The sequence below is a fragment of the Nostoc sp. genome (assembly GCF_036916985.1).
In the GTDB taxonomy this organism is placed as follows: Bacteria; Cyanobacteriota; Cyanobacteriia; order Cyanobacteriales; family Nostocaceae; genus Nostoc.
This window is the reverse complement of record NZ_JBALFD010000003.1, coordinates 1-25,654: the sequence shown is the minus strand read 5'-3', so window position 1 is coordinate 25,654 and position 25,654 is coordinate 1. Positions and strand designations below refer to the sequence as shown.

At 41.9% G+C, this 25,654-nt stretch carries 15 protein-coding genes; 6 read left to right on the top strand and 9 right to left on the bottom strand.

Annotation, left to right across the window (positions count from 1 at the left end):
• Positions 1 to 47 precede the first annotated feature (47 nt).
• Both V7L07_RS00310 and V7L07_RS00305 read right to left on the bottom strand, forming a co-directional pair.
• A complete protein-coding gene (locus tag V7L07_RS00310; RefSeq protein WP_335053986.1) occupies positions 48 to 6,341 on the bottom strand; it encodes an ATP-binding sensor histidine kinase in 6,294 nt (2,097 codons plus the stop codon).
• A gap of 255 nt (positions 6,342 to 6,596) precedes the next feature.
• On the bottom strand, positions 6,597 to 7,328 hold the full coding sequence (locus V7L07_RS00305) for an MBL fold metallo-hydrolase (protein WP_335053984.1): 732 nt from the start codon (positions 7,326 to 7,328) through the stop codon (positions 6,597 to 6,599).
• A 318-nt stretch (positions 7,329 to 7,646) separates the two neighbouring features.
• On the opposite strand from V7L07_RS00305, the gene V7L07_RS00300 reads away from it, so the two are divergent.
• Entirely contained in the window at positions 7,647 to 9,167 is a 1,521-nt protein-coding gene (locus V7L07_RS00300) for a site-2 protease family protein (RefSeq protein WP_335054021.1), read from the top strand.
• A gap of 54 nt (positions 9,168 to 9,221) precedes the next feature.
• Here V7L07_RS00300 and V7L07_RS00295 read toward each other — a convergent pair whose 3' ends face one another.
• The 4 genes from V7L07_RS00295 to V7L07_RS00275 all read right to left on the bottom strand — a co-directional run bounded on the left by V7L07_RS00295 (position 9,222) and on the right by V7L07_RS00275 (position 16,673).
• Entirely contained in the window at positions 9,222 to 11,096 is a 1,875-nt protein-coding gene (locus V7L07_RS00295) for an iron uptake porin (protein ID WP_335053982.1), read from the bottom strand.
• A gap of 987 nt (positions 11,097 to 12,083) precedes the next feature.
• Positions 12,084 to 14,258, bottom strand: coding sequence for a DEAD/DEAH box helicase (locus tag V7L07_RS00285; protein WP_335053980.1), 2,175 nt, complete (start codon positions 14,256 to 14,258; stop codon positions 12,084 to 12,086).
• 263 nt (positions 14,259 to 14,521) lie between these two features.
• Entirely contained in the window at positions 14,522 to 15,118 is a 597-nt protein-coding gene (locus V7L07_RS00280; protein ID WP_335053978.1) for a hypothetical protein, read from the bottom strand.
• Positions 15,119 to 15,320: 202 nt separating this feature from the next.
• Positions 15,321 to 16,673, bottom strand: coding sequence for a helix-hairpin-helix domain-containing protein (locus tag V7L07_RS00275; RefSeq protein ID WP_335053976.1), 1,353 nt, complete (start codon positions 16,671 to 16,673; stop codon positions 15,321 to 15,323).
• A 516-nt stretch (positions 16,674 to 17,189) separates the two neighbouring features.
• On the opposite strand from V7L07_RS00275, the gene gatA reads away from it, so the two are divergent.
• On the top strand, positions 17,190 to 18,659 hold the full coding sequence (gene gatA / locus V7L07_RS00270) for an Asp-tRNA(Asn)/Glu-tRNA(Gln) amidotransferase subunit GatA (protein ID WP_335053974.1): 1,470 nt from the start codon (positions 17,190 to 17,192) through the stop codon (positions 18,657 to 18,659).
• A 99-nt stretch (positions 18,660 to 18,758) separates the two neighbouring features.
• On the opposite strand, the gene V7L07_RS00265 is transcribed toward gatA, so the two are convergent.
• Positions 18,759 to 19,223 (bottom strand): helix-turn-helix domain-containing protein, encoded by a 465-nt coding sequence (locus V7L07_RS00265; RefSeq protein WP_335053972.1) that lies wholly within the window; start codon positions 19,221 to 19,223, stop codon positions 18,759 to 18,761.
• A 193-nt stretch (positions 19,224 to 19,416) separates the two neighbouring features.
• On the opposite strand from V7L07_RS00265, the gene V7L07_RS00260 reads away from it, so the two are divergent.
• Positions 19,417 to 20,325, top strand: a complete 909-nt coding sequence (locus V7L07_RS00260; RefSeq protein WP_335053970.1) for an alpha/beta hydrolase — start codon at positions 19,417 to 19,419, stop codon at positions 20,323 to 20,325.
• A gap of 187 nt (positions 20,326 to 20,512) precedes the next feature.
• Complete coding sequence (locus tag V7L07_RS00255; protein ID WP_335053968.1) at positions 20,513 to 21,139, top strand: PadR family transcriptional regulator; 627 nt, start codon at positions 20,513 to 20,515, stop codon at positions 21,137 to 21,139.
• Between the two features lie 361 nt (positions 21,140 to 21,500).
• On the opposite strand, the gene V7L07_RS00250 is transcribed toward V7L07_RS00255, so the two are convergent.
• A complete protein-coding gene (locus V7L07_RS00250; RefSeq protein ID WP_335053966.1) occupies positions 21,501 to 22,499 on the bottom strand; it encodes an aldo/keto reductase in 999 nt (332 codons plus the stop codon).
• Positions 22,500 to 22,653: 154 nt separating this feature from the next.
• On the bottom strand, positions 22,654 to 23,340 hold the full coding sequence (locus V7L07_RS00245; protein WP_335053964.1) for an HAD family hydrolase: 687 nt from the start codon (positions 23,338 to 23,340) through the stop codon (positions 22,654 to 22,656).
• Between the two features lie 198 nt (positions 23,341 to 23,538).
• Between V7L07_RS00245 and V7L07_RS00240 the strand changes: the two genes are divergently transcribed.
• Both V7L07_RS00240 and V7L07_RS00235 read left to right on the top strand, forming a co-directional pair.
• Positions 23,539 to 24,312 (top strand): glucosamine-6-phosphate deaminase, encoded by a 774-nt coding sequence (locus V7L07_RS00240; RefSeq protein WP_335053962.1) that lies wholly within the window; start codon positions 23,539 to 23,541, stop codon positions 24,310 to 24,312.
• A gap of 282 nt (positions 24,313 to 24,594) precedes the next feature.
• Positions 24,595 to 25,654 (top strand): CBS domain-containing protein (locus tag V7L07_RS00235; protein WP_335053960.1); only part of this gene is annotated, 1,060 nt, incomplete at its 3' end.

Genomic DNA, 25,654 nt, shown 5'->3' with positions numbered 1-25,654 from the left:
TTAGTATTCCCAGATATTTGAAATTGTTTACCAAAAACCGCTAAAAATCATACTGGAATTTCAATGATAAATTCTGTACCCTCACCCAGAACAGAGTTAAAACTCAATTTTCCACCGTGGGTTTCTTCAACAATTTTACGAGCGATCGCTAATCCTAATCCTGTACCTTTACCAACAGGTTTTGTAGTAAATAAATGTCCAAATATTTTTGATTTTGTTTGTTCACTCATCCCATTACCATTATCAACAATTGCAACTTTAACGAGATTTTTTAATACTGAAGTAGTAATTTTAATTCGGTTGTGTTTTGCTTGATTATCTGCCAAACTCCGCCCAAGATTCGACTCATCTAAAGCATCAATTGCATTGGCAATAATATTCATAAATACCTGATTCAATTGTCCAGGGAAACACTCAACTTGAGGTAAATTGCCATACTCAGTGATTACTTCAATTGCTGGACGTTGCTCATTAGCTTTGAGACGATGTTTCAAAATTAAAATCGTGCTGTCGATGCCTTGGTGAATATTAAATGGCACTTTATAATCTCTATCAGCACGGGAAAAAGTGCGGAGACTAGTGCTAATATTTTTCAGGCGATCGCACGCCATAGTCATGGAATCAATTATCTTGGGCAAGTCTTCTAAACTATAATCCAAGTCAATTTCTTCGGCGTGGTTAAGAATTTTGTCATTTTTGTTAGGTAAACTTTCTTGATATAGTGCCAGATGTTCAACAATATCAGCGATGCTAGGTTTTACCTGTTTGAGACTAGCAGCAATAAAACCAAGAGGATTATTCATTTCATGAGCGACACCTGCAACTAAATTGCCCAGTGCAGACATTTTTTCACTCTGCACCATTTGTAATTGGGCGTTTTGCAAATCATTCAATGCTTGTTGTAAATCTTGTGATTTTTGCTGCAAGGCAAGTTCTGCTTTTTTGCGTAAGCGCAGTTCTTCATAGACATCGCTAATATCTCGCATCACAACTACCGCACCGAGTTTGTTACCCGAAGAATCGACGATCGCCTGTCCGCTGGCTAACAAAATTCTCTTAGAACCATGCTTTGGCGCAATTACCATTTCGGCATTTTCGACTATTTCCCCTTGCAAGGCGCGAAACAGAGGGATTTCTGTAGTTGATAGAGGTGTTTTTCCATCAAGTTGATAGAGATCGAAATATTCTGTCCATTGTTCTGGTGGTAATGATTCTACTGGTAAGCCATGAAATTCACGAGTTGCTTTGTTAAATAAAGTCAACTTGCCATTAGCATCACAAACAACAATCCCATCGGTAATATTGTGAATGATGGCATTTAAAAACTCTCGTTCTTTGGCTAGAGATGCTTCGGCTTGTTTGCGATCGCTAATATCAATCATCACCCCATCCCAGATGATTGCACCATCGGCTTGTCGCTCTGGCCGAGCAGTAGATCTAACCCATTTCACGGTTCCTGAAGGCACGATAATGCGACATTCTAGCTCAAACGGTGCGAGATTTTGGGCAGAGTAGGCGATCGCTTGGGCAATAGCTGCGCGATCGTCAGGATGATTCATCGCATAAAGGCTATGCGTCCCTACCATCACCTGCTCTGCTGCTAATCCATACAAGTCCCAACAGCCAGAGCTAACGTAGGGTGTTGAAGTTGAACCGTCGGCCGCCAGACGGAATTGGTACACCATACCAGGAATATTATTCGCCAAATTTTGGAAACTGGTTTGACTAACCTGCAATTTGTCTAGAGATTGGGTTAACTGTTGAGCATGGTTTTGGGAATTTCGATAAAGTCGGGCATTTTCTAGAGAAATCGCCGCTTGAGCGCAAAGAAAGTTGAGCAGTTCGACGCGATCGCTGGTAAAGGCTCCGGTTGCCAAATTGTTTTCTAAATACAATATGCCCAACAACTTACCCTGATGCAAAATCGGGCTGCATAAGATACTTTTGGGCTGTTGTTGCTGAATATACGAGTCATTGATTAATTGCGGATGCACCGTGGCATCAACAATTACCGCAGGTTGTAAGCTGCGTTTGACGGTATTAATTAAGCCAACTGGCACATCAGGTGAGTCTTCAACAGACTGTGGGTTGAACAACATTGGATAAAAATTAACTTTGGCAGTCTGGTTCTGTACACCGCTCAGGGAAAGCTGTGCTAACGCTTGAATTAACAACCGATCTGACTCTAAAAGCATGAATACACATTTATCAGCTCCCGCATTTTCAATGACGATATGCAGCAAAGTTGAAAGCAGTTTTTCGAGTTCAATTTCCCCAGACAGGGTTTGGGAAGCTTTAAGAATGGTGGCTAAATCTAAAGCAACAGAGATGCTGGTACTATTGGAAGTGGCGGAACTGGTGGAGGTGACATTCCCCAAAGTAAAGATAGTTTCGTTAGTTGAGAGGGGAGAACGGGTTTGCTCTAAGATGGGGGCGAGGAGTTGGGGATAGCGTCGTTCCAAGTCGGCGACTTTGGCTTTAGCGCCCCAACGAGCGTAGCCGTAGTAAGCTTCAATTATATATTCCCCAGCTATGTGTTGTTTGCCCCAGTCGAGGTAAAATTTGGCCGCTAGTTCCTTGGCCAATGCTTCTTCCTGGATATAGCCGTGTTCTTTGGCAAGAGCGATGGCGCGATCATAATGTTCAATTGCTTCTGCTTTATTGCCTAAAACCCGTTGCCGTTCTGCCTCAACTAAATACCATTTATGAAGATGATTCATCGGAGCATTTTGCGCCCACTGTTGCAAAGTGGTTTGATGAGTTGACACCAAGGCGAGAATTTCGGCTTGCTCCGGTTCTGGCTGTGTGGGGAAAAGTGCTAAGTGCGTTAGGGCTGCATAGAAATGAAAAATGGGAGTAGCAATCAAGCCTGATACTGCCATTAAATACTGTTTGGCTTGGCTACTATGGTCTATAGCAGCCGGGTAATTGCCAAAAAAGTAGGCCAGGAAAAGTTTGTAGATGTAAGCAAAAGCAATGGGAGTCAGGTCATTATCCTGATGATGTTTAGGAATCATCATCGTTTCATCGTAAGCACTACCAATTAAGCAATCCGAAAGAAAACCGACTTCCCTCAAGTTCTCCACTACCTGCTGCTTCATATCTAAATGAATCTGGGCAGAATATTGCTTTACCTCTGCCATAACATCCCTATAAGCTGTGATTTCGGCTTCCCAAGTAGCCAGTTCTACCCCAGCAAAAAAGTTAGCATCAAAGTAAGAACAAATGCTGTAGCCAGCGTTGAAAAAATCGCCAGCTTCCATACCAATCCCATAGCCATCTTTCAGCGTTGGTATTGTTGCTCTCAGAGATTCCTGACGATGTTGAATAAAGCAGCCAAACAGAAATAGAACTGTGCATTTGAATTCTCGGACAGGAAATCGGTCAAGCAAATCTAGTGCTAATCGCCCAAAACTATAGCCTGTTTCCACATCTTCCAAAAAGTTACAAAGCACTATACCATGAACCACATACCCCACCGTTGATGCGGGTGCATTCCCAAAATCGAGGGATAAACTCACCATCGTCGCACTCAGTATGGGCAGTAATCCCGGCATTCCCTGGAAAATAGTTACATATAATGTTCCTAACAGTTGCATAGCTGCCTGAGTCTGAGGATCGCTCATTACAGGTAGATCGACTAGTTCCTCAATCCTTCTATCACTTTGAAGGCTGGCTACGTTCTGTAGTGCTTTGCTAATTTTGGCTTCGTCAGGTGTAGTGGGGAGTTCAACCCCCAGTTGCCCTAGTGCGTCTCTTGCCACTGTAATGGCTTCTGCCATCTGGCTCTGGGCTGTCTGGGCGACGATTTGAATTTGGTAAATTTTGATTTTGTCTAAAATCGTCTCAGCTTGTTGTAACACAAGTGCTGCCAGAACTTTCATACTGTCAAGATCAGCATTCAAATAGGCAACTTCGGTAGCAGCAATATAGAGATTCCGGGTCAATTCATACTGATGTTGCCAACTGTTGGGTGTCAGTATGTTAATCCCAGTTTGCAAATAGACTCTTGCCGCAATATATGCTACAGAATTTCTGGCTTTCTGTCCAGCTTTGAAGTTAAGTTGGGCTAAGACTTCCCGTTCTTGTGGTTGGGTGATTAACTCAATTCCTTGGTTTAAATGCCTGACAATATAAAACAGTTTTTCTTCTTGTTCTACTTCTGAGGAACTGTGTAATAGTAATTGTCCAATTTTGAGGTGAGTTGCTTGTTTTTGGTGATCGGGAATGAGGAAATAGGCGGCTTGTTGGACACGATCGTGCAAAAACCGATAAGTCGGGTTAGCTGCTGTATGGGAAACCGATGCCGTATCTAATTGTGTAAAAAACTTATAGACTTCCGTTGTCGGAATAATCAAGCCTTCCTGCAAAGATTTCCATAACGCTGTGGCCACAACTTCTGTCGGCTTCTCACTCGCGATCGCCAATGTTGCCAAATCAAACTGATTGCCAATACAGGCTGCCAGTTTCAAAATATCTTGAGTGTCGGGTGGCAATTTCTGAAGCTGTTGTCCCATAAATTCCACCACATCATCTGTTAGGGCAAGCGAGCGCACTTGCGCTACATCACACTGCCAAAAACCTGCCTCCCAATCAAAGGTAATTAGCCCATCTTCATGTAGCGCTTTCAAAAACTGATTTGTGAAAAAGGGATTGCCCTTGGCTTTTTGATCAACTAACTTTGTTAACGGTAATGCCTGTTCTGTTGTAGAACTGAGGGAATCGGCAATTAAATGGTTCACATCCGCTTGACTCAAGGGAGCTAGAGTCAGAGTCTTGACGCAGGAAGATGCCTTTTCAATTTCATCTAGCGTTAACATCAGGGGATGAGCTGCAAACACCTCATTATCGCGGTATGCGCCAATAATCAATAGATAGCCCCGATTGCTCTCGGCCATCAATAGTTTCAGTAAATTGAGTGATGCCAAATCTGCCCACTGCAAATCATCGAGAAACATTACCAAGGGATGCTCAGGCGTAGTGAACACCTGAATAAATTTTTGAAACAGCAGATTGAAACGGTTCTGTGCTGCACTGCCCGATAGTTCAGCAAACGCAGGCTGTTTGCCGATCAGCTGCTCCAGTTCTGGAATCACCTCGATCAGGAGTTGCCCATTATCTCCAACTGCGGCTAAAATCTTAGTCTGCCATTGCTCTAGTTGGCGATCGCTTTCACTAAGCAACTGTCCCATCAAATCACGAAAGGCTTGCACAAAAGCAGACAGAGGAATGTTGCGGTTGAATTGGTCATATTTGCCCTTGATGAAGTAGCCGTTCCACCGGACAATTGGCTTATGCACTTCATTGACGACTGCGGTTTTGCCAATGCCAGAGAAACCTGCCACCAGCATCAGTTGGGAGCCACCATTGGCAACATGACCAAAGGACTCCAGTAACGTCTGTACTTCCGATTCGCGTCCGTAAAGTTTTTCGGGAATGAGAAAGCGATCGCTAATATCTCGCTGTCCCAACTCAAACCAAGTGTGCTTACCTGTTTCTCGCCACTGTTCTAAGCAGGTAACAAGGTCATGTCTAAGTCCCATAGTACTCTGATAGCGGTCTTCGGCGTTCTTCGCCATCAGTTTGCGGACAATCTCGCCCAGCATCAAGGGCAAATCGGGGTTGAAATCGCAGACAATGGGTGGAAGTTTCGCAATGTGACAATGCACTAACTCCATCGGTTCATGGGATTCAAAGGGCAATTTTCCGCTCAGTAGTTCAAAGAAAGTCACGCCTAATGAATAAAAGTCGCTGCGGTAGTCAATGCCCCTGTTCATCCGTCCAGTTTGTTCTGGCGACAGATACGCTAGCGTTCCCTCCAACCCGTTATGACTTTGGATCTCCTGGGTTTCTCGTGGTAAGAGTGAGGCAATACTGAAGTCAATCAGCTTGATTTGTTTCGTATGAGGGTGAATCAAGATGTTGGCTGGTTTAATATCTTTGTGAATGACGCGCTGTTGATGTAACTGGTGTAAGGTGTCTAGCAGTTGCAGAGCAATGGGTAAAAATTGCTCTAATGTCAGTGGTTTTCCTTGAGTAAATTGCCGCAAGGAAACGCCACCAAAGTCCTCCATCACTAGAGCATAGCCATTGTGATAGGCTTCCAGGCTGTAGGGTTTGATAATATTGGCAATATCTAGATTTTTCGCGATCGCATATTGGTTGCGAAACTGTACTAATTCGCTAAAAGTTGGGTATTCTCGTTTTAAGAGCTTGATGACAACTGGTAGGCGATCGCATTCTCGAATTGCCCGATACACTTGGGTACGAGAACCTGAATAAAGTTCTTCTATAGTTTGATACCCAGCGATCTTTAAAGTTCCATCAACTTTTGCGCTCATAAACTTTTATGAAAATTTCTATATGCTAACGTTATAATTCCCAGGACAATAACCTCCCAAACACTCCCGTTGAAGTAAGAAGTAAATCTCTAGACTTGTCTAGATTTATGAAGAAGGGGAAGGGGGAAAGGTAAAAACCTCGCCCGCAAGTGGCGTGAAATAATCCAAATTTTATGAGGAAGGTAAAAACCTCGCCCGCAAGTGGCGCGACCTGCTCATCCCTTTCCCCTTTCCCCTTTAACCTTTTCCCTTTTTTTATATAGCAGTCTGTCGCAGCAAAATTGATAAATCCAAAGAGGCGAGGCGTTGATAAGCTTGATCGATGACTCGCTTGCCTCTGAGAAAGCCTGTATTGGCTCCAGGACAAATGTACCGGAGAGTTTCTGGTGTAAAACTTTTTAACAATAATTGAAGACTTTGAATTTGTCTTGGCCAGTGAAAGGTCTTAGCTGTCCGTAATGGTACTGGTTCACCCTGCTGGTTAGGAACTAAGTGGCGACCAGAAAACAATATACCTCCGAGTTTACGATAGTAGAGACAAGATGAGCCGGGAGAGTGACCTGGTGTCCAAATCACTTGTGTTGCTGCATCAAGAGTAAATTCTTGCCTAAAGGTAGTTACGGTTAAGCCTGGTAATAAATAAGCTTCTTGTTCTTGAATCAGCACCTCGCAGCCAAAGGTTTGCTGAAATTCAGCAGTCTTGCCAATCGCGCCTCGATGGGTGAGAAATAACCAACGCACGCCTCCATGAGTTTGCAAAAAATCTTGATTTGTTTGCTCTAGGGCAGGGCAATCTATGAGGATATTGCCTTCATTTCTTACAATAAGATAAGAGGTTCCCCCTAATGTGTCCCGATTGGGTGGAAAAGCAAAAATGCTCTCTTGTGCGAAGTCCGATTGCAGAGAACTTCCGCTAGGAACTTCCTCAAGGAAGACAGCCCGTGGTGGCTTAGTTGTATGACTTGGTTGTTGAGGTAAAGGGCACATAATCAAAGTAGACAATCTGCTTACAGTGTGGCAATTCTCAAGATTGAACTGGGGATTGGGGACTAGGGATTGGGGATTAGGGACTGGGGACTAGGGACTAGGAATCGGGGAAGATTTGAATGGATATTGGTACGCCAACCAAATCTTAAAAGAATTTCTTTCCCAATACCCAATACCCAGTCCCCAATACCCAGTCCCCAATACCCAGTCCCCTGTTAACCTTTATGAAAAAAATTGGGATTTGAGGTCTACCTTGTAGTTAATGCTATGGTGCTGAAGCTACTGGTGGGGCGTTTTGTCAAAATTACTGAAGATAATATGGCATTTTGGTTTCTGTTTATCCTCCTGCTGGGGTTAGCTACCTATCTAATGGTGCAGCGCAGCGTCGCTCACATCACCCGAACACCAGTATGGTTGTTGTGGCTGGTTTTAATGACACCAGCATTTCTGTTGAGTGGATGGACACTGTTCTACGGTGCGAAACAACCGCCACCGCCAGGGCTGATCATCTGGTCAATATTTGTCTGCACAGTGTTGTACTGGATGTTGTTTCAATGGGGGCGTCAAGTACCAAGAGATACACAGACCGAAGCCCAACCCCAAGCCTCTGAATCGCAGCCAACTATCCAGCCTACCCCAGAACCAATAGTGCGTCCCATTGAACCAATAGAAGAAACCCTACTAAGAAATTGTTTTCCTTGGTCTGTATACTACGTTCAAAATATTGAGTATCGACCCCAATCTGTAATTTGCCGTGGTCAGTTGCGAACTAAAGCCAGCAATGCTTACCAGCAGATTAAGACTAATATTGAAGCACAATTTGGCGATCGCTTTTTGCTAATCTTTCAAGAAGGTCTAAATGATAAACCTTTCTTTGTGCTGGTTCCCAATGTTCAAGCTGCTAAAGAAAGAAATACATCACAACGCGACCAAGAACGCTTAACTCGACCAGGATTAGCACTTCTACTACTAGTAGCTACTTTACTAACTACTACCTTGGTCGGTGTGGAAATTGCTGGTGTTACTCTGCCGCCTATATGGAATATTGGCTCTCTGTTCACAGTTCTATCTAACCCAAATGTCCTATTCAAGGGATTACCTTATGCTTTAGGATTGATGACTATTTTGGGCATTCATGAACTTGGTCATTATTTGACAGCGAGATTTTACAAGATTCGCTCGACCTTGCCTTACTTTATTCCCGTGCCTTTCTTTTTGGGAACTTTTGGTGCATTTATTCAGATGCGTAGTCCCATTCCCAACCGCAAAGCTTTATTTGATATTAGTATCGCTGGGCCATTTGCAGGTTTTGCAGTTACCTTGCCATTACTAATATGGGGCTTGGCTCATTCTGATATAGTTTCCCTGACTGAAAAAACCCCACTTTTGAATCCTGATGCCCTCAATCCCAAGTATTCAATTTTATTGGCGCTACTCTCGAAGTTAGCTTTAGGAAGTCAGTTAACAGCAAAATCAGCCCTTGACTTGCATCCAGTTGCAGTAGCAGGTTTTCTGGGACTAATTGTCACAGCGTTAAATTTAATGCCTGTAGGACAACTAGATGGCGGTCATATTGTTCATGCGATGTTTGGACAAAGAACTGCTCTGGTAATTGGTCAAATTGCTCGGATGTTGTTGCTATTACTGGCTTTAGTACGAGAAGAATTTTTGGTGTGGGCGATTATCTTATTATTTATGCCGTTGATTGATGAACCGGCGCTGAATGATGTCACTGAATTGGATAACCAACGTGATGTTTGGGGATTACTGGCAATGGCTTTGTTGATTGTAATCATTCTGCCATTACCGCAAGCGATCGCTAACTTTTTGCAAATTTAAAAAGTATTAGAATACAGCCAAACAAGGTAAGTTTGTACTACTTTGCTGCTCATGTTAAAACGTAAAAGTAGTACGAAGTACACCTACAGTTGTGGTTTCGTTTCTGCTGTCACCTTCTGGGTTAAATAGAATAAAGGCACCAGGGGTGATGCTGATATTATCGCTGACTTTCACGCGATAATACCCTTCTAAATGGTAAGGAGTAGCTCGATTTTCACCAAGTTGAGCAGAACCACTAGCATCAGTACGGTAAAGGGGTTGACCAAAAATAATCCCCGCATTGTTCCCTGACTTGAATAAATCTTGAAAGTGAACTCCTACCATCCAACTTGTAAAGGTGGTGGAAGCATTGACGCTACTAGAAGAAGCATCAACAAACAGAGCGGCACCATAACCAGACAAGGCTATTTTGGGAGACAATCGCCATGTTACCGTACTCCCAACAGAGTTGAGCGTCACTGGTGTCCCAGCCGCAACCCCTGGTAAAGCACCGATATCATCACTAACTAATCCTGTACCCAAAATATTGATTTCGTGATAGCTGTGGGCATAGTTGAGACCAATATCAAGATCGCGACTTGGCTTCAAGGTTAACTGTGCGGCTACAACACTACTACCACTAAACAAACCTCCACCCAAAGGTGTAGTAGAAACTCCTGGTAGTGCCTCACTTGCAGATTTTTGGGGTAAATTGGCATTTACACTGCCGTATAAAGCTCTAAAATCCAAATTTGGCGAAATGTTAAAAATAAATCCCGCCGCCGATGCTAAACCAGTACCCGAAGTCCCACCAGAAATCCGTACCACAGGGTTCAAGCCGGCAAAACGAGAAATTGACTCTTGTCCTTCACCATAAAAAGGTGTAATTGCTGGGAAAGCATCTGATGTTTCCGCCGCAGTTCCCGCAAATAAGGTTAATTTATTAGCGACGGGAAAGATATACAGTAATTTGTAAATCTGAACACTGTTTGCACCAACACTCGACAAAGTATTGACATTTAACCCCGGAAATTGTGGCTCAAAACTGGTACGTGCGCTACTCGCACTTAAAAGCGGCGCAGCTAACCCTAAACTTTCTTGCAGGCTACCCTGTCCATTGGCTCCACCCAAAAAGTTATAAGCTTGCAATCCAGTAATTAATAAATCTTTACCAGTAAAGCTAGTGGTGAGATTTAACCGCACTCTATTGACTAGTATGAAATTCGGATCGCTCTTGTTGGGAGCGCCACCAGTAGCACCAATACCAGCAATAATTGCCTCACCATTAAGTTTGGTAGTAGTAGAAAACTGATTTGCTTCTAGTTTTACTGCACGTTCTTCTACTGCATCTACTCGACCCCGCAATGTTACCAATTCCGCAGCAAATTGTTCTTGTAGTTTCTGTAACTTGGCTAAATCCTCTTTTTTGACTAAATCAGCAGTTGATGTCGTAATTAGTTCATTGATTCGAGATAAACAAGCATTTAAGCCAGCCGCAAATTCATAGCGAGTCATCGCTCGATTACCGCGATAGGTTTCATTGGGATAACCTGCGATACAACCATAGCGCTCAACTAAAGATTGTAGTGCTTGAAAAGCCCAATCTATCGGCTGTACATCAGACAATTGGGATACGGATGTTACTTGTGCAAGTTTGTCTGATGCTTGAGATGAATTTGCCGATCGCGGTGTGATTGCCTGTAAAAAGTTATGAGCAGAATGTATCTCTAAATTTTTTTGGCTTTCATTAGATATCGGTAATTTATCAGAAATAGCATTAGCTAAATTGCTTTTATTAAAATCAACTTTTTCATGGCTTTCAACATCTTGATAAATTGCTACATTTTTATTTTCAATCTCTAAATTAGGCAAGGCTTGTACTGGTGATAAGCCAGCAATTAACCATAAAAAGCCCACTCCCCCAGCAGAAGCTAGTAGATATTTTGCCATGATAACTCCCAATCTATATATGAAATGGTGACAAGTTTGATTGCGATATTTAAATGATATTGATAAGTAAATTTAAAGTATTCTTAGCAAGATAGTCTTGTTAACTTTAAAATTTGCAAATCAGAAAGTTTCTTCCTGATTGGACTTATCAAAGCATCAGTTTATATCGCAAGTATTAAATTATAGTAAATACTATTTCTGCAAATAATTAACAACTAGTGCTATTGATAGTTCTAATAATTACTATTGACAAAATAATAATTAGACTAGTGTATTTCTATGGTATGGGATATAAGATAAACGGTTATGAACTATAGCAATTTTAAATCATTGGTGAATAAGCAGATACCCGGCTTATTAGAGGATGTTTGAAAAGTCATGATTGATGTTCAAATATTTTTACCCCATCCTAACCCTCCCCTTATAAAGCAGGGCTGTTTCATTCCAAAAGGGCAAGAAGTTTGTCAATCTCATTAGAGAGAAATCTTTGAGCAGTTGTGATGGAAGGATGACCATTTCGACGGAGTATATTAATGGCGATGCCTACGGCGGGCTACGCCTATGCTCTGAGGATTGAGAGGTTTGCTGGAGCATTACCCATACGTATTTTTGAGTGATCCTCCTTCATAACTACGTCTTTAATCCAATGGAGGCGATTTTCGATACCCTAATGCCCGCGAATACCACATGCAAATTCTCGTGCCGTATGAATCAGCCCTGCGAAGGGGTACAGAACAGTTAACTTTTAATATTTTGAAGATTTCCCCAACCTCCCCCTTAAAAAGGTTTGCTTATAGCGTTTAAGCAAACCTGGTATAACCCAATATGCTTGGGTTAAGGGCTACTGGCAACAATTTTGGGTTTTCGAGATGCGATAAATCGCCGTCTCTACAAGTGTTTTGGACTTATCTGAACTGTATTGTGATATAACCACCTTTTACCCACTAAAAAAAAGGGGCGGGAATCTTAAGCGAACTGTATTGGAGCTTATTCTCTCCACAGTGCCACTTGCTGTTTAAGTTCTCTCATATCCAAATAATCGTTAGCAAAAGCTTTCCATAAAAGTGGATGAGGAATAAAAACATCATACTTTTGAAGTTCTGGTGCTTCTGAAGGACTAACTAAATCTTCTGAAGTAATTCTTTGTTCACACAAGGAAGCAATTTCACGATAAAGATATTTAAATTTATCCTTGCCTAATTTAAGTGTCAAATAATAGGGATTTACTCCGCCTATACTTGTAATTTCCAATAATTCCCGACAGTATGAATTAAGTAATCTTTCTAAAGTGCGATAAGCAATTGTACTCATCCAAGGAAAAATACAGCATTTACCTTTTTCTAGTTGTAAAATATTGTGCTTATCTAATCCAACCTGCTGCACCAATTGGCGAACTTGATGTAAACGTTGTAAAGCATTTTTTTGCAAGTAACTATACTCGACATTCTCAAACAATACTTGCTGCATTCGCTGTAAAACTTTGGTATGAATAGTACCACCACCACCACGCCAATAAATGCTAGCTTTACCCTCAGCTTGTTTAACAAAAATAGCCTTCTTTTTAAAGTCAACTTCTACAACTTCCCAAGTTCTGCCAGCTAAAGCAAATTGATTGCCAACAGGAAGCGGCGTGACTATACTACCAATTTCTGTTGCATCTTGCTTAACAATATATTCTTGCTGTTCAGCAAAGACAGCATAAAACTGAAATTTTCTTACTACCTTTTCTCCTGCCAAACCCAGGATTAATTTACCTTGTTCAGTATGCTGAATATGACCAATATCAATTAAATAGCGTAGTAATAGTTGTAAATCTTCTTTAGAAATTGCAGCAAAGGGCGGCAGACTAAAAATTTGTTTAGCTAGGGCATTAGCTGAAATTTCACCTGCTGCTGTTAAAATACTCATTATTTGGTGATAAAGCAGACTCAAAGGATATTTTATTGGTCTAATTGGTTCAATCCATTGTTCCTCTAAATAAAGTTGAATTATTGCAATACACTGTAAAAGTTGCCAGGGAATTTGTTCTGGTAGAGAAGCTTCTGCTAATGGCTTATCTTCAGCACAGACAAAACGCATATCAGCAGCTTCACCTCTTCTACCACTGCGTCCCAAGCGCTGTAAAAAGCTAGCTACTGACAAGGGTGATTCTAACTGAATTACTCGCTCTAAATGACCGATATCTATACCTAATTCTAGAGTCAGAGTGGCGGCAGTAACAGCTGGATTGTTAGGTTCACGCATGGCATTTTCAGCAGCTTGCCGCAAACTAGCAGAGATACTCCCATGATGCACATGATATATATCTGGTAGTCCTTGTTCTGTGGCAATTTTTCGCAAAGATGCAATTACAGATTCGGTTCGTGTACGATTATTAGCAAATATTAGGCATTTACGAGACTTGCTGAGGTTGAAAATATATTGTTCATCAGCTGCTACCTCAGATTCATCTACTTCATCAGTAATATAAAAATGTTCTACAGCTAGTTTTATTTGGCGTTTTATACCATCAATTTTTGGTGTAATCACTGGCTTATCTGTTCCTGAACGCAACCACTCTTCAGCTATTGAATAATCTCCAAGAGTTGCCGATAAACCAATACGGCGCGGTTGTTTTTGCGTCAATTTTGCTAAACGTTGTAATTGGCAAATGATTTGACAACCGCGTTCTGAACCCATAAAGGCATGAATTTCATCAATGATGACAAACCTTAAATCACCAAATAAGCGAAGTAGGTCATTATTTTTATTAATTAACAAACTTTCTAGAGATTCTGGGGTAATTTGGAGAATGCCTTGAGGATTCTTTAAAAGTTTATTTTTTCGAGTTTGCGAAACATCGCCGTGCCAGTGCCAAACTGGAATATCTGCTTCTTTGAGTAAGTCGTTGAGACGCTCAAATTGATCGTTAATTAAAGCTTTGATTGGACTAATATATAATGCGCCAATTGTGGCAGAAGGGTTGGCATGTAATAGAGTCAAAACTGGTAGAAAAGCTGCTTCTGTTTTACCAGCAGCAGTTGCAGCAGTAACTAGCAAGTGAGCATCAGTGTCAAATATAACTTGACAAGCGGCAATTTGCACTGGACGTAATTCAGTCCACTGGTGATGATAAATATATTCTTGGATGAAGGGTGCAAGTCGGCTAAAGGCATCGCTCATATTTTTGATGGATAAAAGTTTTAGTAAAACTACTCCTTGGTATTTTTCTCTGTTTGTATGAAACCACCCTGCTACGGAGATATTGCTACGCGGTACCGTCTCCAAGAGTTGCAAAATAAAGCAATCGCAACATCTGTAGTTTGCGATTGCTTTGCTTCACAGCGTTCCGTACCCTACGGGTTCTCCGAAGGAGTACGCAATGACAAATTATGTTTTTACACATTTGGGATGCTTCCCTGTAAGAACTATATTTGGATCTTGGCTCAACCTTTTGAATTCACTTTTTCCTCAAACTTTGACCCATCTTGATGAGATAAAAATTTATCACTATTGTGATAATTTCTTCGCCATTGTTCTAGCTTGTCTATAGATATTGATTTAGATATGACATTCACACCATTTCCTCGCCAAGCAACTTCTGCATCTGTTGTAAAAACCCCACACTCTAATTGCTCTAGCCTCATATTCCAATATTCGCTAAATCGACCTTTTAAAGTAATAACTTGCTCAAATACCTTGTTTCTGTGTTTATTTCTTCTTTTGCGTTCTGTTGCTCCAGTTGCTTCTGTATCAATAAACTTAGTTTCTATTAAAAACAGACTACCTTTAAAAGTCAGGAAGACAAAATCACACTTCCCTAAATCTGTATAATCTGAAATTGGAGACTTTTCAAATAACAGCAATTCAGCGCACGAGGGAAACAATTCTTTAATATTCAGAAATAAATAAGCTTGCAATAGAAGTTCCTTATCGTAAGGAAATAATATCACTCCTTCAAAAAATTTTTGAATGTCCTCGTGAGTTTGGGGTTGAATTCTTTTACAGTATGAAACAAATTTATGTAGCTCATTTACAGTCATCAAGTTCTAACTCCTTCCCCCGGTCGCAGCCTTAAGGGTATTAGCATAAAAAGATACCACTCCCTCAAGGAATTTATCATCCGCATAAGTAACTAAAAAAACGATCCAAATCCTAGCTACTTAAGGCAATTTACTGTTGACAGTTCAATAAAACTAATTCTTAAGCTACTTTTCAGTATTGGTTGATTTTTCACTGCTAGTTTCAGCTACCAATCAGGGATTTTATATGAGCAGGAAAACTGGCATTTTGTAAAGCTTGAACGGTAATTCTAGAATCTTGTACACAAAATTGCCAACCCAAGCGAACAAGTTTACGAGAAGTTTCAGTTTGAATAATTCCAATCACCGGCATTTTTGCCTTTTCTTTATCTACTGAATGCTCTTGTAAAATTGTTTTCAAGCGATGTAAATCTTCCATATTACCTGCTTGTTGGGGATTTAATTCCACCATTACCATTTGTACAGTTTCCACTGGCTCTGCATCTTCAAGAATAAATTGAGTTTGCTCATCACGCCGATCTACTTTTCCCCAAATAATCAATCTAGTATCGACTTGGAGTAGAGAACTAATGCGTTCATAAGTTTTCGGAAAAACTACGGCTTCTGATTGTGTCGTTAGGTCTTCTATTTGCAATATTGCCATCTGATCGCCTTTTTTCGTCACCACTTTTTTGACGTTATTCAACATCACAACTGCACAAAGCCTTGTATCTTCTCTTTGTTCTCCCAGTTGTGAAAGGTTAATTGGAGTCAAAAGTGGTGCTATTTGCCGTAAGGATTTCAGTGGATGATCTGATACATAAAAGCCTAGTAATTCTTTCTCCATCTGCAACTTTTTCTGTGGGGGCAAATCTGTCACAGGTTTAGATTTGGGAGCAGTTTCAAAGGCATTATTCGCTCTCTTGTTCTGAGCCGAAGAAAATCCATCACCTAATAAATCAAACAGATTCCCTTGACCACTAGCTCTGTCTTTAGCGCGAGATTGTGCCCAATCATACACTAATTCTGAGTCGTTAATTAACTGTTGGCGGTTGGATTCGATTTTGTCAAAGGCTCCACAGTAAATTAGCGACTCTAGGGTGCGGCGGTTAACAGCGCGCAAATCCACGCGATCGCAAAAATCAGCGAGTGTTTTAAACTCTCCTGTCTCATTTCTCGCTTCCAAAATACAAGCGATCGCATTTTGTCCCACGTTACGCACTGCCGAAAATCCAAACAAAATCTTGCCTGCCGTTGGTGTAAAATCAACACCAGAACGATTAATATCTGGCGGGTCTATGGAAATCCCCATATTTGTACAGTTCGTAATATATCGCTGCACCTTATCGGTATCACCACTGTTAGCCGTTAACAGTGCCGCCATATATTCCAATGGGTAATTAGCTTTTAAATATGCTGTTTGATAAGTTACATAACCATAAGCTGTCGAATGAGATTTATTGAAACAATTAGAAGCTATTAAGCCATTTTTAATCGCAAAATTATGGTAGCACTCAACTCCAATGTCATAGACATTTTGTTTACCTAAATATTTGCGTGTGGCTATTTTTATCATCCTACCCTACCCTGAAAAAAATTTGCGAAATTATTGATAAGATTATGAATCTTGTAGTATTGACAGTGTTTATAATACAAAATTATATCACTAGAAAACACTGCTATACTCTTACACGAAAGTAGTTAATATATATCAAATATATCAAAAATATATCAAAAATTTGATCAGATCTTCAATAGATGGTTGATAGCTATGTATTTGCTGTTTTCAAAACCCATTAAACACATTTCAATACATATTAATCCGCTTAGTTAAGATGCATTGTGGGGACTGGGGGAGCAGGGAGAAGAATTTCCCCTCTGCACCCTGCCTCTCTGCCTCTTTTCAATGCCCAATGCCCTTCAGGAGTGCTGAGTGCTGTTAGCGGATAGCTAAGGTTTAGCCCGTGCTGAGTAAAGAAGTGAGATTCCCCACTCAGCACTCGGAACTCGGAACTCGGAACTATTTTGCCCCATACCCAATTTCGACCAATATGTACTAGAATCAATGACTTGAGTCATAAAGAGAGCAATCATGGCATCCATCCGCGAGTTGCACCAACAACTGATTGAAAAAGAACGTTCTGCCGTCGAAATTACCCAAGAAGCTTTAGATCGCATTCAAGCGTTAGAGCCAAAATTACATAGTTTTTTATGTGTTACCGCAGAACGAGCATTAGAGCAGGCAAGTGCTGTGGATGCCAAAATTGCTGCGGGAGAAGAAATTGGCCTGCTAGCAGGGATTCCTATAGGTATCAAAGACAATATGTGTACCAAGGGAGTTCCCACTACCTGCGCCTCCCGGATTTTGGAAAATTTCGTGCCGCCTTATGAATCAACTGCGACCCAAAAACTGGCAGATATTGGGGCGGTAATGGTTGGCAAAACCAACTTAGATGAGTTTGCAATGGGTAGTTCCACAGAAAACTCTGCCTACCAAGTCACGGCTAATCCTTGGGATTTGTCACGAATTCCAGGCGGTTCTTCAGGAGGTTCTGCGGCGGCGGTGTCGTCTCAAGAATGCGTAGTTGCTCTCGGTTCTGATACTGGCGGTTCGATTCGCCAACCTGCATCTTTCTGCGGTGTGGTAGGAATGAAACCAACTTATGGTCTGGTTTCTCGTTATGGCTTGGTGGCTTACGCTTCGTCTTTAGATCAAATTGGGCCATTTGCCAACACCGTAGAAGATGCGGCAATATTATTGAGTGCGATCGCAGGTTACGATCCCAAAGACTCTACCAGCCTGAAAGTTGCCATTCCCAACTACGCTGCTAACTTAAAACCAGACTTCAAACCCAGAGGTCAGCTAAGAATTGGTGTTATTAAAGAAACTTTTGGTGAAGGTTTAGACCCTGTAGTAGAACAAGCTGTTACCAAAGCAGTAGATCAACTACAAAGTTTAGGAGCGGAAATTCATATAATTTCCTGTCCCCGCTTTCGCTACGGCTTACCCACTTACTACATCATCGCCCCATCAGAAGCATCAGCAAACCTGGCTCGTTACGATGGCGTTAAATATGGGTATCGCGCTCCTGATGCAGATAATCTACTATCGATGTACACTCGTACCCGTGCCGCTGGTTTTGGTACAGAAGTCAAACGCCGGATCATGATTGGCACTTATGCCCTCTCCGCTGGCTATTATGACGCTTACTACCTTAAAGCACAAAAAGTCCGCACCTTGATTAAGCAAGACTTTGAAAAGGCTTTTCAAACGGTTGATGTGTTAGTTTGTCCCACATCTCCCACGACAGCATTCAAAGCAGGGGAAAAAACTACTGATCCCCTGAGTATGTACTTAACTGACTTAATGACTATTCCTGTAAATCTTGCTGGTTTACCTAGTTTAAGTTTGCCATGTGGTTTTGACGATCAAGGGCTACCGATAGGATTACAGCTAATTGGCAATGTGCTACGAGAAGACCAGCTTTTTCAGGTAGCTTATGCTTATGAGCAATCCACTAATTGGCATCTGCGTAAACCACAATTAGTCATTGGTCATTAGTCATTGGTCATTGGTTATTAATTCCTCTCCCCAGTCCCCAGTCCCCAGTCCCCAATCCCCAGTCCCCAGTCCCCAATCCCCAATCCCTCTATTTTTTGTTCATTTGTTAGCCTGATTACTGACTATTGACTGTTGATCGTTGTTTTCTGGAGTTGGGGATTCAGCTGTAAGCTGTGGATTAAGTATATGAAGAAGACCAGCTGATGCACCGACCAATAGTAAAATATAGGTCAGAACAAGAGGTATGTATGTATTTCCTTTGTTGTCTGAATTCTTATAAGCATTTTTGGAATCTTCACGGACAACATTGGTTATCAGGCTGTATGATAAAGCATTTCCATCCAAGCCTAAAGCATCTCCATAACGACGGATGAATCCTTGAAGAAAAATCGGCTCAGGTAATTCTTCAAATCGTTCTTCTTCTAAAGCTTGCAAAATACCTGCTCGAATCATTGTTTGAGAGGCTATTTCTTCTATGCGGATGGATTTTTCTTGTCTTGCTTGTCGCAGATGTGTGGTTATTTCCTTTAGTTGCTCTAATTGAGCTTCGTTTAAGAGCGTCACAATCTTTTCCTCTATGGCCTAATTCTACTATTCATTGAGAACACTCCAATTTGCATACGTAAATTTACTGGATATTTGATTTTAGGATAAATTTTTTTGAGAATGGCTTAATCCCGTATTTAAAATGCTACTGCGCCTTAGAGTAAGTATTTTTATTGTTATAATACATACCTTAAAAGTTAAAAGTCAGGGTATGAAAATTAACAATCTGCAATTTATAATACAAGTATTTTCCCAGAGGCTACTCTGGGTTGGGATAATTGCAGCGTTCGCCTACTGTGCCATCTGTCTAGTTCTCTTTATTGGGCAACCTCGGTTCATTTTCTTTCCCTCTGCTGTTATTGAAAAGACACCAGAGTTTTTTAATCTTCCTTACGAAGAGGTTTGGTTGCCTGTACCTGGTAAAACAGGCAAGGTAGAACGCATCCACGGTTGGTGGATAAAAGCCAAGCAACCCAATAACAAGGTATTGCTATATTTACACGGGAATGGTATCAATATTGGCGCAAATATAGCTCATGCCAGCAGGTTTCATCAGTTAGGGTTTTCGGTATTACTGATTGATTATCGTGGTTATGGTCGCAGTGAAGGCAGCTTTCCTAATGAAAAGCGGGTTTATGAAGATGCAGCTACAGCTTGGAATTACTTGGTACAGCAACAAGAGATTCTACCCAGCCAAATTTTTATTTATGGACATTCTCTAGGGGGTGCAATAGCCCTCGATTTGGCAGTGAAATACCCACAAGCCGCTGGTTTAATCGTGGAAAGCTCTTTTACATCCATCCGCGATTTAATTACTTACCGAAATATGTTTTGGATGTTTCCGGTGGATTTAATCTTGACACAGCGGTTTGAATCCATTAAAAAATTGCCAAATTTAAAAATGCCAGTTTTATTCATTCATGGCGCTGCTGATTCGACTGTACCCTCTTTTATGAGCGAAAAACTTTATGCTGCTTCACCCGAACCAAAGCAACTATTGTTGGTTCTAGGAGCAGATCACAACAATACCGCAGTAGTTGCTGGTTCACAATATTTGCAGTTGGTAGAGTCTTTTGTCCAACAAGTGCAGACTCCTCGCTATTTGAACAGCTTCGACTAGCTTGGCTATTCCTTATGGTGTTCGCAGGGTTACTTGTACCATTTTAGATTTTGGATTGGGAATTGCCTTGGCTTAAGAAGTAAAAAGATGGTATTACTTCACAAATCTTCATCAAAATTCTATTCCGATATATCGCGATATATTCTGATATATCGTATATTAGAGAAAGTTGATTAGAGATTTACTTATGTTTAGACATTTTCGGTCACGTTTTGGCGCACCTGCATGGGCAGGAGTTAGCGAAGAGGATTCATGGCTTGTCAGGTCTTGGTTTGGCCATGACAAACATCATGGCAGACATCATGAGAAACACTTTGGCCATGAAATATTTGGTCGTGGTTGGGGAGATGAACACCGGACTCGTCGGGGTGACATCAAGTTCATTCTGCTGGAATTGTTATCAGAGCATCCTAGTCATGGTTATGATCTGATTAAAGAAATGGAAACTCGCTATGGTGGTTTCCGTCGCCTCAGTCCTGGCTCGGTGTATCCAACACTCCAATTACTGGAGGAAGGTGGTTATCTTAAGAGCGCACAGGAAGGCGGTAAGCGGATTTACACGATTACGGATGAGGGTAGACAATTATTAGCAGAACGTACCCAGCAAGAACCTTCAGACTCTCCTTGGGATACCTTCAAAGGTTTTGTTACAGGTAAGCCCCAAGAGTTTATTGAGTTGCGGAATGCTGCCACAGAATTAGCTGCTGCGGTGGTGCAGGTTGCTCGTAGTGGCAATATCGAGCGGATAAATCGGGTGCGTGAGCTTTTAGAGCAAGTTAAACGGGAAATTTACGCGATTCTGGCTGAGAAATAAGTTAGAGAGACGCGATAAAGCAGAGACGGGATAAATCAAAGACGCGATAAATCGCCGTCTCTACAAGGAATTTCTCATTATTTATTGACAGGCTTGTAGTCAGGATTTTAGTCCTATTTTCTCAGTCCTAAACTGCTTACTACAAACTCTCAAGTCTTTGTTTGCGCTGTTAATAAGTAGTAGTGCAAAATTAAATATACATTTATTATTGCGAATGAAGCAAAGCAAAATGAAGCAATCGCAAGGGTTTGGGATTGCTTTGCTACATTTCATTTCGTACCCTTCTCTACGAGAGGCTACGCCAACGGGAACGCCAAGGGCGAACGCAATGACATAAATAATTTTGCGTAACCACTTAGCATTAGCGTTCGCTGTCTAGCATCTTCATTTGATGTTCATCATAACGAGTGCCTGCGATCGCTGATGCGGGAATTGCTGCTTCGATGTGGGTTAAGTCTTCTGGGGATAGGTTCACATCTAGAGCCGCCAACGATTCGGCAAGTTGGGTGCGCTTGCGTGCGCCGATAACTGGCACAATATTTTTGCCTTTTGCAAGTACCCAGGCAATAGCCAACTGTGAAGGGAGAATTCCTTTCTGGGCGGCAATTTTCTTTAGTTCTTCGATTAGGCGTTGGTTTTGGGCAAGGTTTTCTTTGCTGAAGCGTGGCAAGTAGGCACGGAAGTCTCCTTGGGTGGCTGGAGTGGAACCACTCAGCAGTCCTCGCGAAAGCACGCCGTATGCAGTTACGCCAATGCCAAGTTCTTCCAGTACAGGAAAAATCTCCCTCTCAGGATTACGGTCAATCAGGGAGTATTCGATTTGCAAGTCAGTGATGGGGTGGATGGCGTGGGCACGGCGAATAGTGTCTACTCCCACCTCCGATAACCCAATGTATCGGATATAACCAGCTTTAACTAGCTCGGCGATCGCACCGATGGTGTCTTCAATGGGAACTTGTGGGTCTAATCGAGCCGGGCGGTAGATGTCAATGTGGTCTACTCCCAATCGGTTAAGACTATAAGCTACAAAGTTTTTCACTGAAGCGGGACGGGTATCTATACCAATCCATCCGCCATCAGGAGTGCGTAAAGCGCCGAATTTTACAGAAACCAGTGCTTGATCTCGACGATCCTTGATTGCTCGACCAATTAACATTTCATTCTGCCCACTGGCATAGAAATCGCCAGTATCCAACAATGTAATCCCGTCGTCGAGAGCTGCTTGGATAGTTGCAATGCTTTCGTTCTCGTCTGCTGCACCATATATACCGGACATACCCATACATCCAAGAGCTATGGGGAAAACAGTTAGTCCTGTAGAACCAAGTTGGCGAGGTTGAATTTGATTTTGTGTAGTCATATTTGAACCTAAAAAGTGGAGTTTAAGGGCATGAGCAGAAATAAATTCAAAATTCAAAAATGAGGCTCTTTACGTTCGCGCAGCCTGTAGCAAACAGACGCTAAAAGCGAACGCGCTACCGCTACGCTATCCTACCTCCTCTTTCCCAATGCCCTTAAAAATTAGAAGCGATCGCACTTGAATCTGTCTCAATGAGTGAGTTCAGGAATGTCCACAACTGTAAATCAGTAAAATCTGGAATTGCCATAAATGCGCCGAATGACTGCAAAACTTGCGGATCGTGAGTGGAAGCGATGCCAATGGTACGGATATCTGCGCTCACTGCTGAACGAATACCAGAGGGAGAGTCTTCTAAAGCGATCGCTTCTCCTGCTTGAATACCCAACTTGTTTAAGGCAACTTGGTAGGGTGCAGGGTCGGGTTTACCTGCAATACAATCATCCGCCAAAACAATTGTATGAAAGGCTTCTTTGATTCCCAAAACCTCTAGCATAAATTCTGCATTTAATCTAGGGGCGTTAGTAACTAATGCTCGTTTTAACTGATGTGTATCTGTCCATTCTAGTAATTCCGAAAATCCACTCAGCGGTTTCAGATGTGAGGCGAGTTTGCGGAAAAGCGCCTCTTTTTCATCTGCAAATTTTTGCCCTTCTGCTGCTGATAATTGTGGCAGAATGTCCTTAACAATTTCTGGATTTAGCCCACCACTAATTCTAGATTTATAAAATGTTTCGTCAATTTCTATGCTGTAATTTAACAGCATTTCCTGCCAAGCTCGGTAGTGTATGGGGTCAGTGTTGACAATAGTGCCGTCTAGGTCAAAGAGAATTGCAGCCAGCATGATTTTTTGCTAAAATGTAAATAATTGTTAACTTAATTTAAATAGTTTACATTGTTTTTTGTCTTTGTTCCTTACAAGAAAAAAGTCGCGAATTAATCTGCTAAATCCGAAAATTTATACTGAATAGGGCATGTAAGGACAGACAGGTAGAGCATCTCAAAAAACTGCCGTATAATTGATCACCTTATGTGTAAGCAAATGCTAGCCGCGACAAACTTTTTTCGTGTTGATGATTTACTGGTGCAGATTTACAACACTGAAGTCGAAATGGCCAAAGATGTTGCCGAAATTGCCCAAAAGCATTTACAGCAAGTTCTTAAGCAACAAGATACGGCTGCTGTATTGTTAGCAACAGGTAATTCCCAACTCAAATTTCTCGATGCGTTGATTGCGTTGGGTGGTGTGGATTGGTCACGGATTATCATGTTCCATCTAGATGAATATTTGGGAATTACTGCTGACCATTCTGCCAGCTTTCGGCGCTATATGCGAGAACGTGTAGAGAAGCGGGTTGCTCCTAAGGAATTTCACTATTTAGAAGGTGATACCTTGCAACCAGTGGCAGAGTGCGATCGCTACACCAAACTACTGCAAGCACAACCAATTGACTTATGCTGTCTTGGTATTGGCGAAAATGGACATTTGGCTTTTAACGATCCAACAGTAGCAAATTTTCAAGATCCCTACAGTGTGAAACTGGTGAAACTGGATAAAGTCAACCGTCAGCAACAAGTAAGTACAGGTCACTTTCCGAATCTAGAAACTGTTCCACAATATGCTTTTACTGTCACCATCCCGACGATTTGTTCAGCTAAAAAAATTATCTGTCTTGCTCCAGAAAAACGTAAAGCAAATGTGGTAAAAGAGATGTTGCAAGGAGCTATAAGTACAGATTGTCCGGCTTCTATACTCCGTCAACAATCCCAAGCAACGTTATTTTTAGATGTTAATTCTGCTAGTTTGCTTTTTTGAAAAGGGATTAGGGCAGAATAACATCATATCTTGAATATGACAAACCTCGACTTTCAAGCTATCCATTATATAGCGGTTCCTATTCAGATGCGGTACAACATTAGATCGCGAGGTGTAGGGGCACGTTGGTGTCCGTGACCCTACCGATGTAACTCACTAGATCAAGAAACGCTATATTGAGCCTGCTACTTCCTTGAACTATTGCCTGATTTTAGAGAATTTGTATAGCTTGGGTGTTGCTAATGGGAACAATCAAGAATAAATCCCTTTGCCAATACATAAATGTTTAACCGTCTCAACCCATCAGAACTGCAATCTGCGATCGTCCGTCATCCCCTGATAGTTAAACCGGATACAACGGTGATGGACGCGATCGCTCAAATGAGTGGCGTGCGGACTCTTTGTGAGACAACTAAAACTGTGGATGGGCAACTGGATGAGCTTTATCTGGAGGCACGCTCAAGCTGTATATTAGTAGTGGAAGAAGGGAAGTTACTAGGTATCCTCACGGAACGGGATATGGTGCGCCTGTCTGCCCAAGAGTGTTATTTCGAGAATTTGGCAATTCGGGAGGTGATGACCCATCCAGTCGTCACCATGCACGAGTCTGATTTTACCGATTTATTTTTTACTTTTAATTTGCTCCAACAGCAGCGCATTCGCCACTTACCGATCCTGGACGATCGGGAGCGAGTAGTGGGGCTGGTAACTAATGAAAGTCTACGGCAGTCTTCTCGCCCTGTGGATCTGTTGCGATTGCGACTGGTGTTTGAGGTGATGACTAGTGAGGTAATTTGTGCTGCGCTAGATAGTTCGATGCTGGCGATCGCTCAACTGATGGCAAAACACCGCCTTAGTTCGATCATGATTGTACAACCAGGTGGTAGCCAAACTGAACCTCTGCAAATTCCTGTGGGAATTATCACCGAGCGCGATATTGTGCAATTTCAAGCATTGGGCTTGAACTTAAAAACTTGTCTAGCAGAGGCGGTAATGAGTACCCCAATTTTTGCCGTGAAACCTGACGATTCGCTGTGGGTGGTACAGCAGATTATGGAACACCGCTTGATTCGCAGGTTGGCGGTGACGGGGGAACAGGGCGAACTATTGGGAATTGTCACTCAGACTAGTTTGCTACAAGCCCTCAACCCGTTGGAGCTATACAATTTGGCGGAAGTGTTGCAAAAAAAGTCAGTGCGGTTAGAAGCAGAGAAAATCGAAATCTTAGAAACCCGCAACGTTGAACTAGAACAACAAGTTGAAGCCCGAATGATGCTCCTAATAGCTAAAGCTGAACGGGAGAGATTGGTGCTAGCGATCGCCTTACAAATCCGCTCATCCC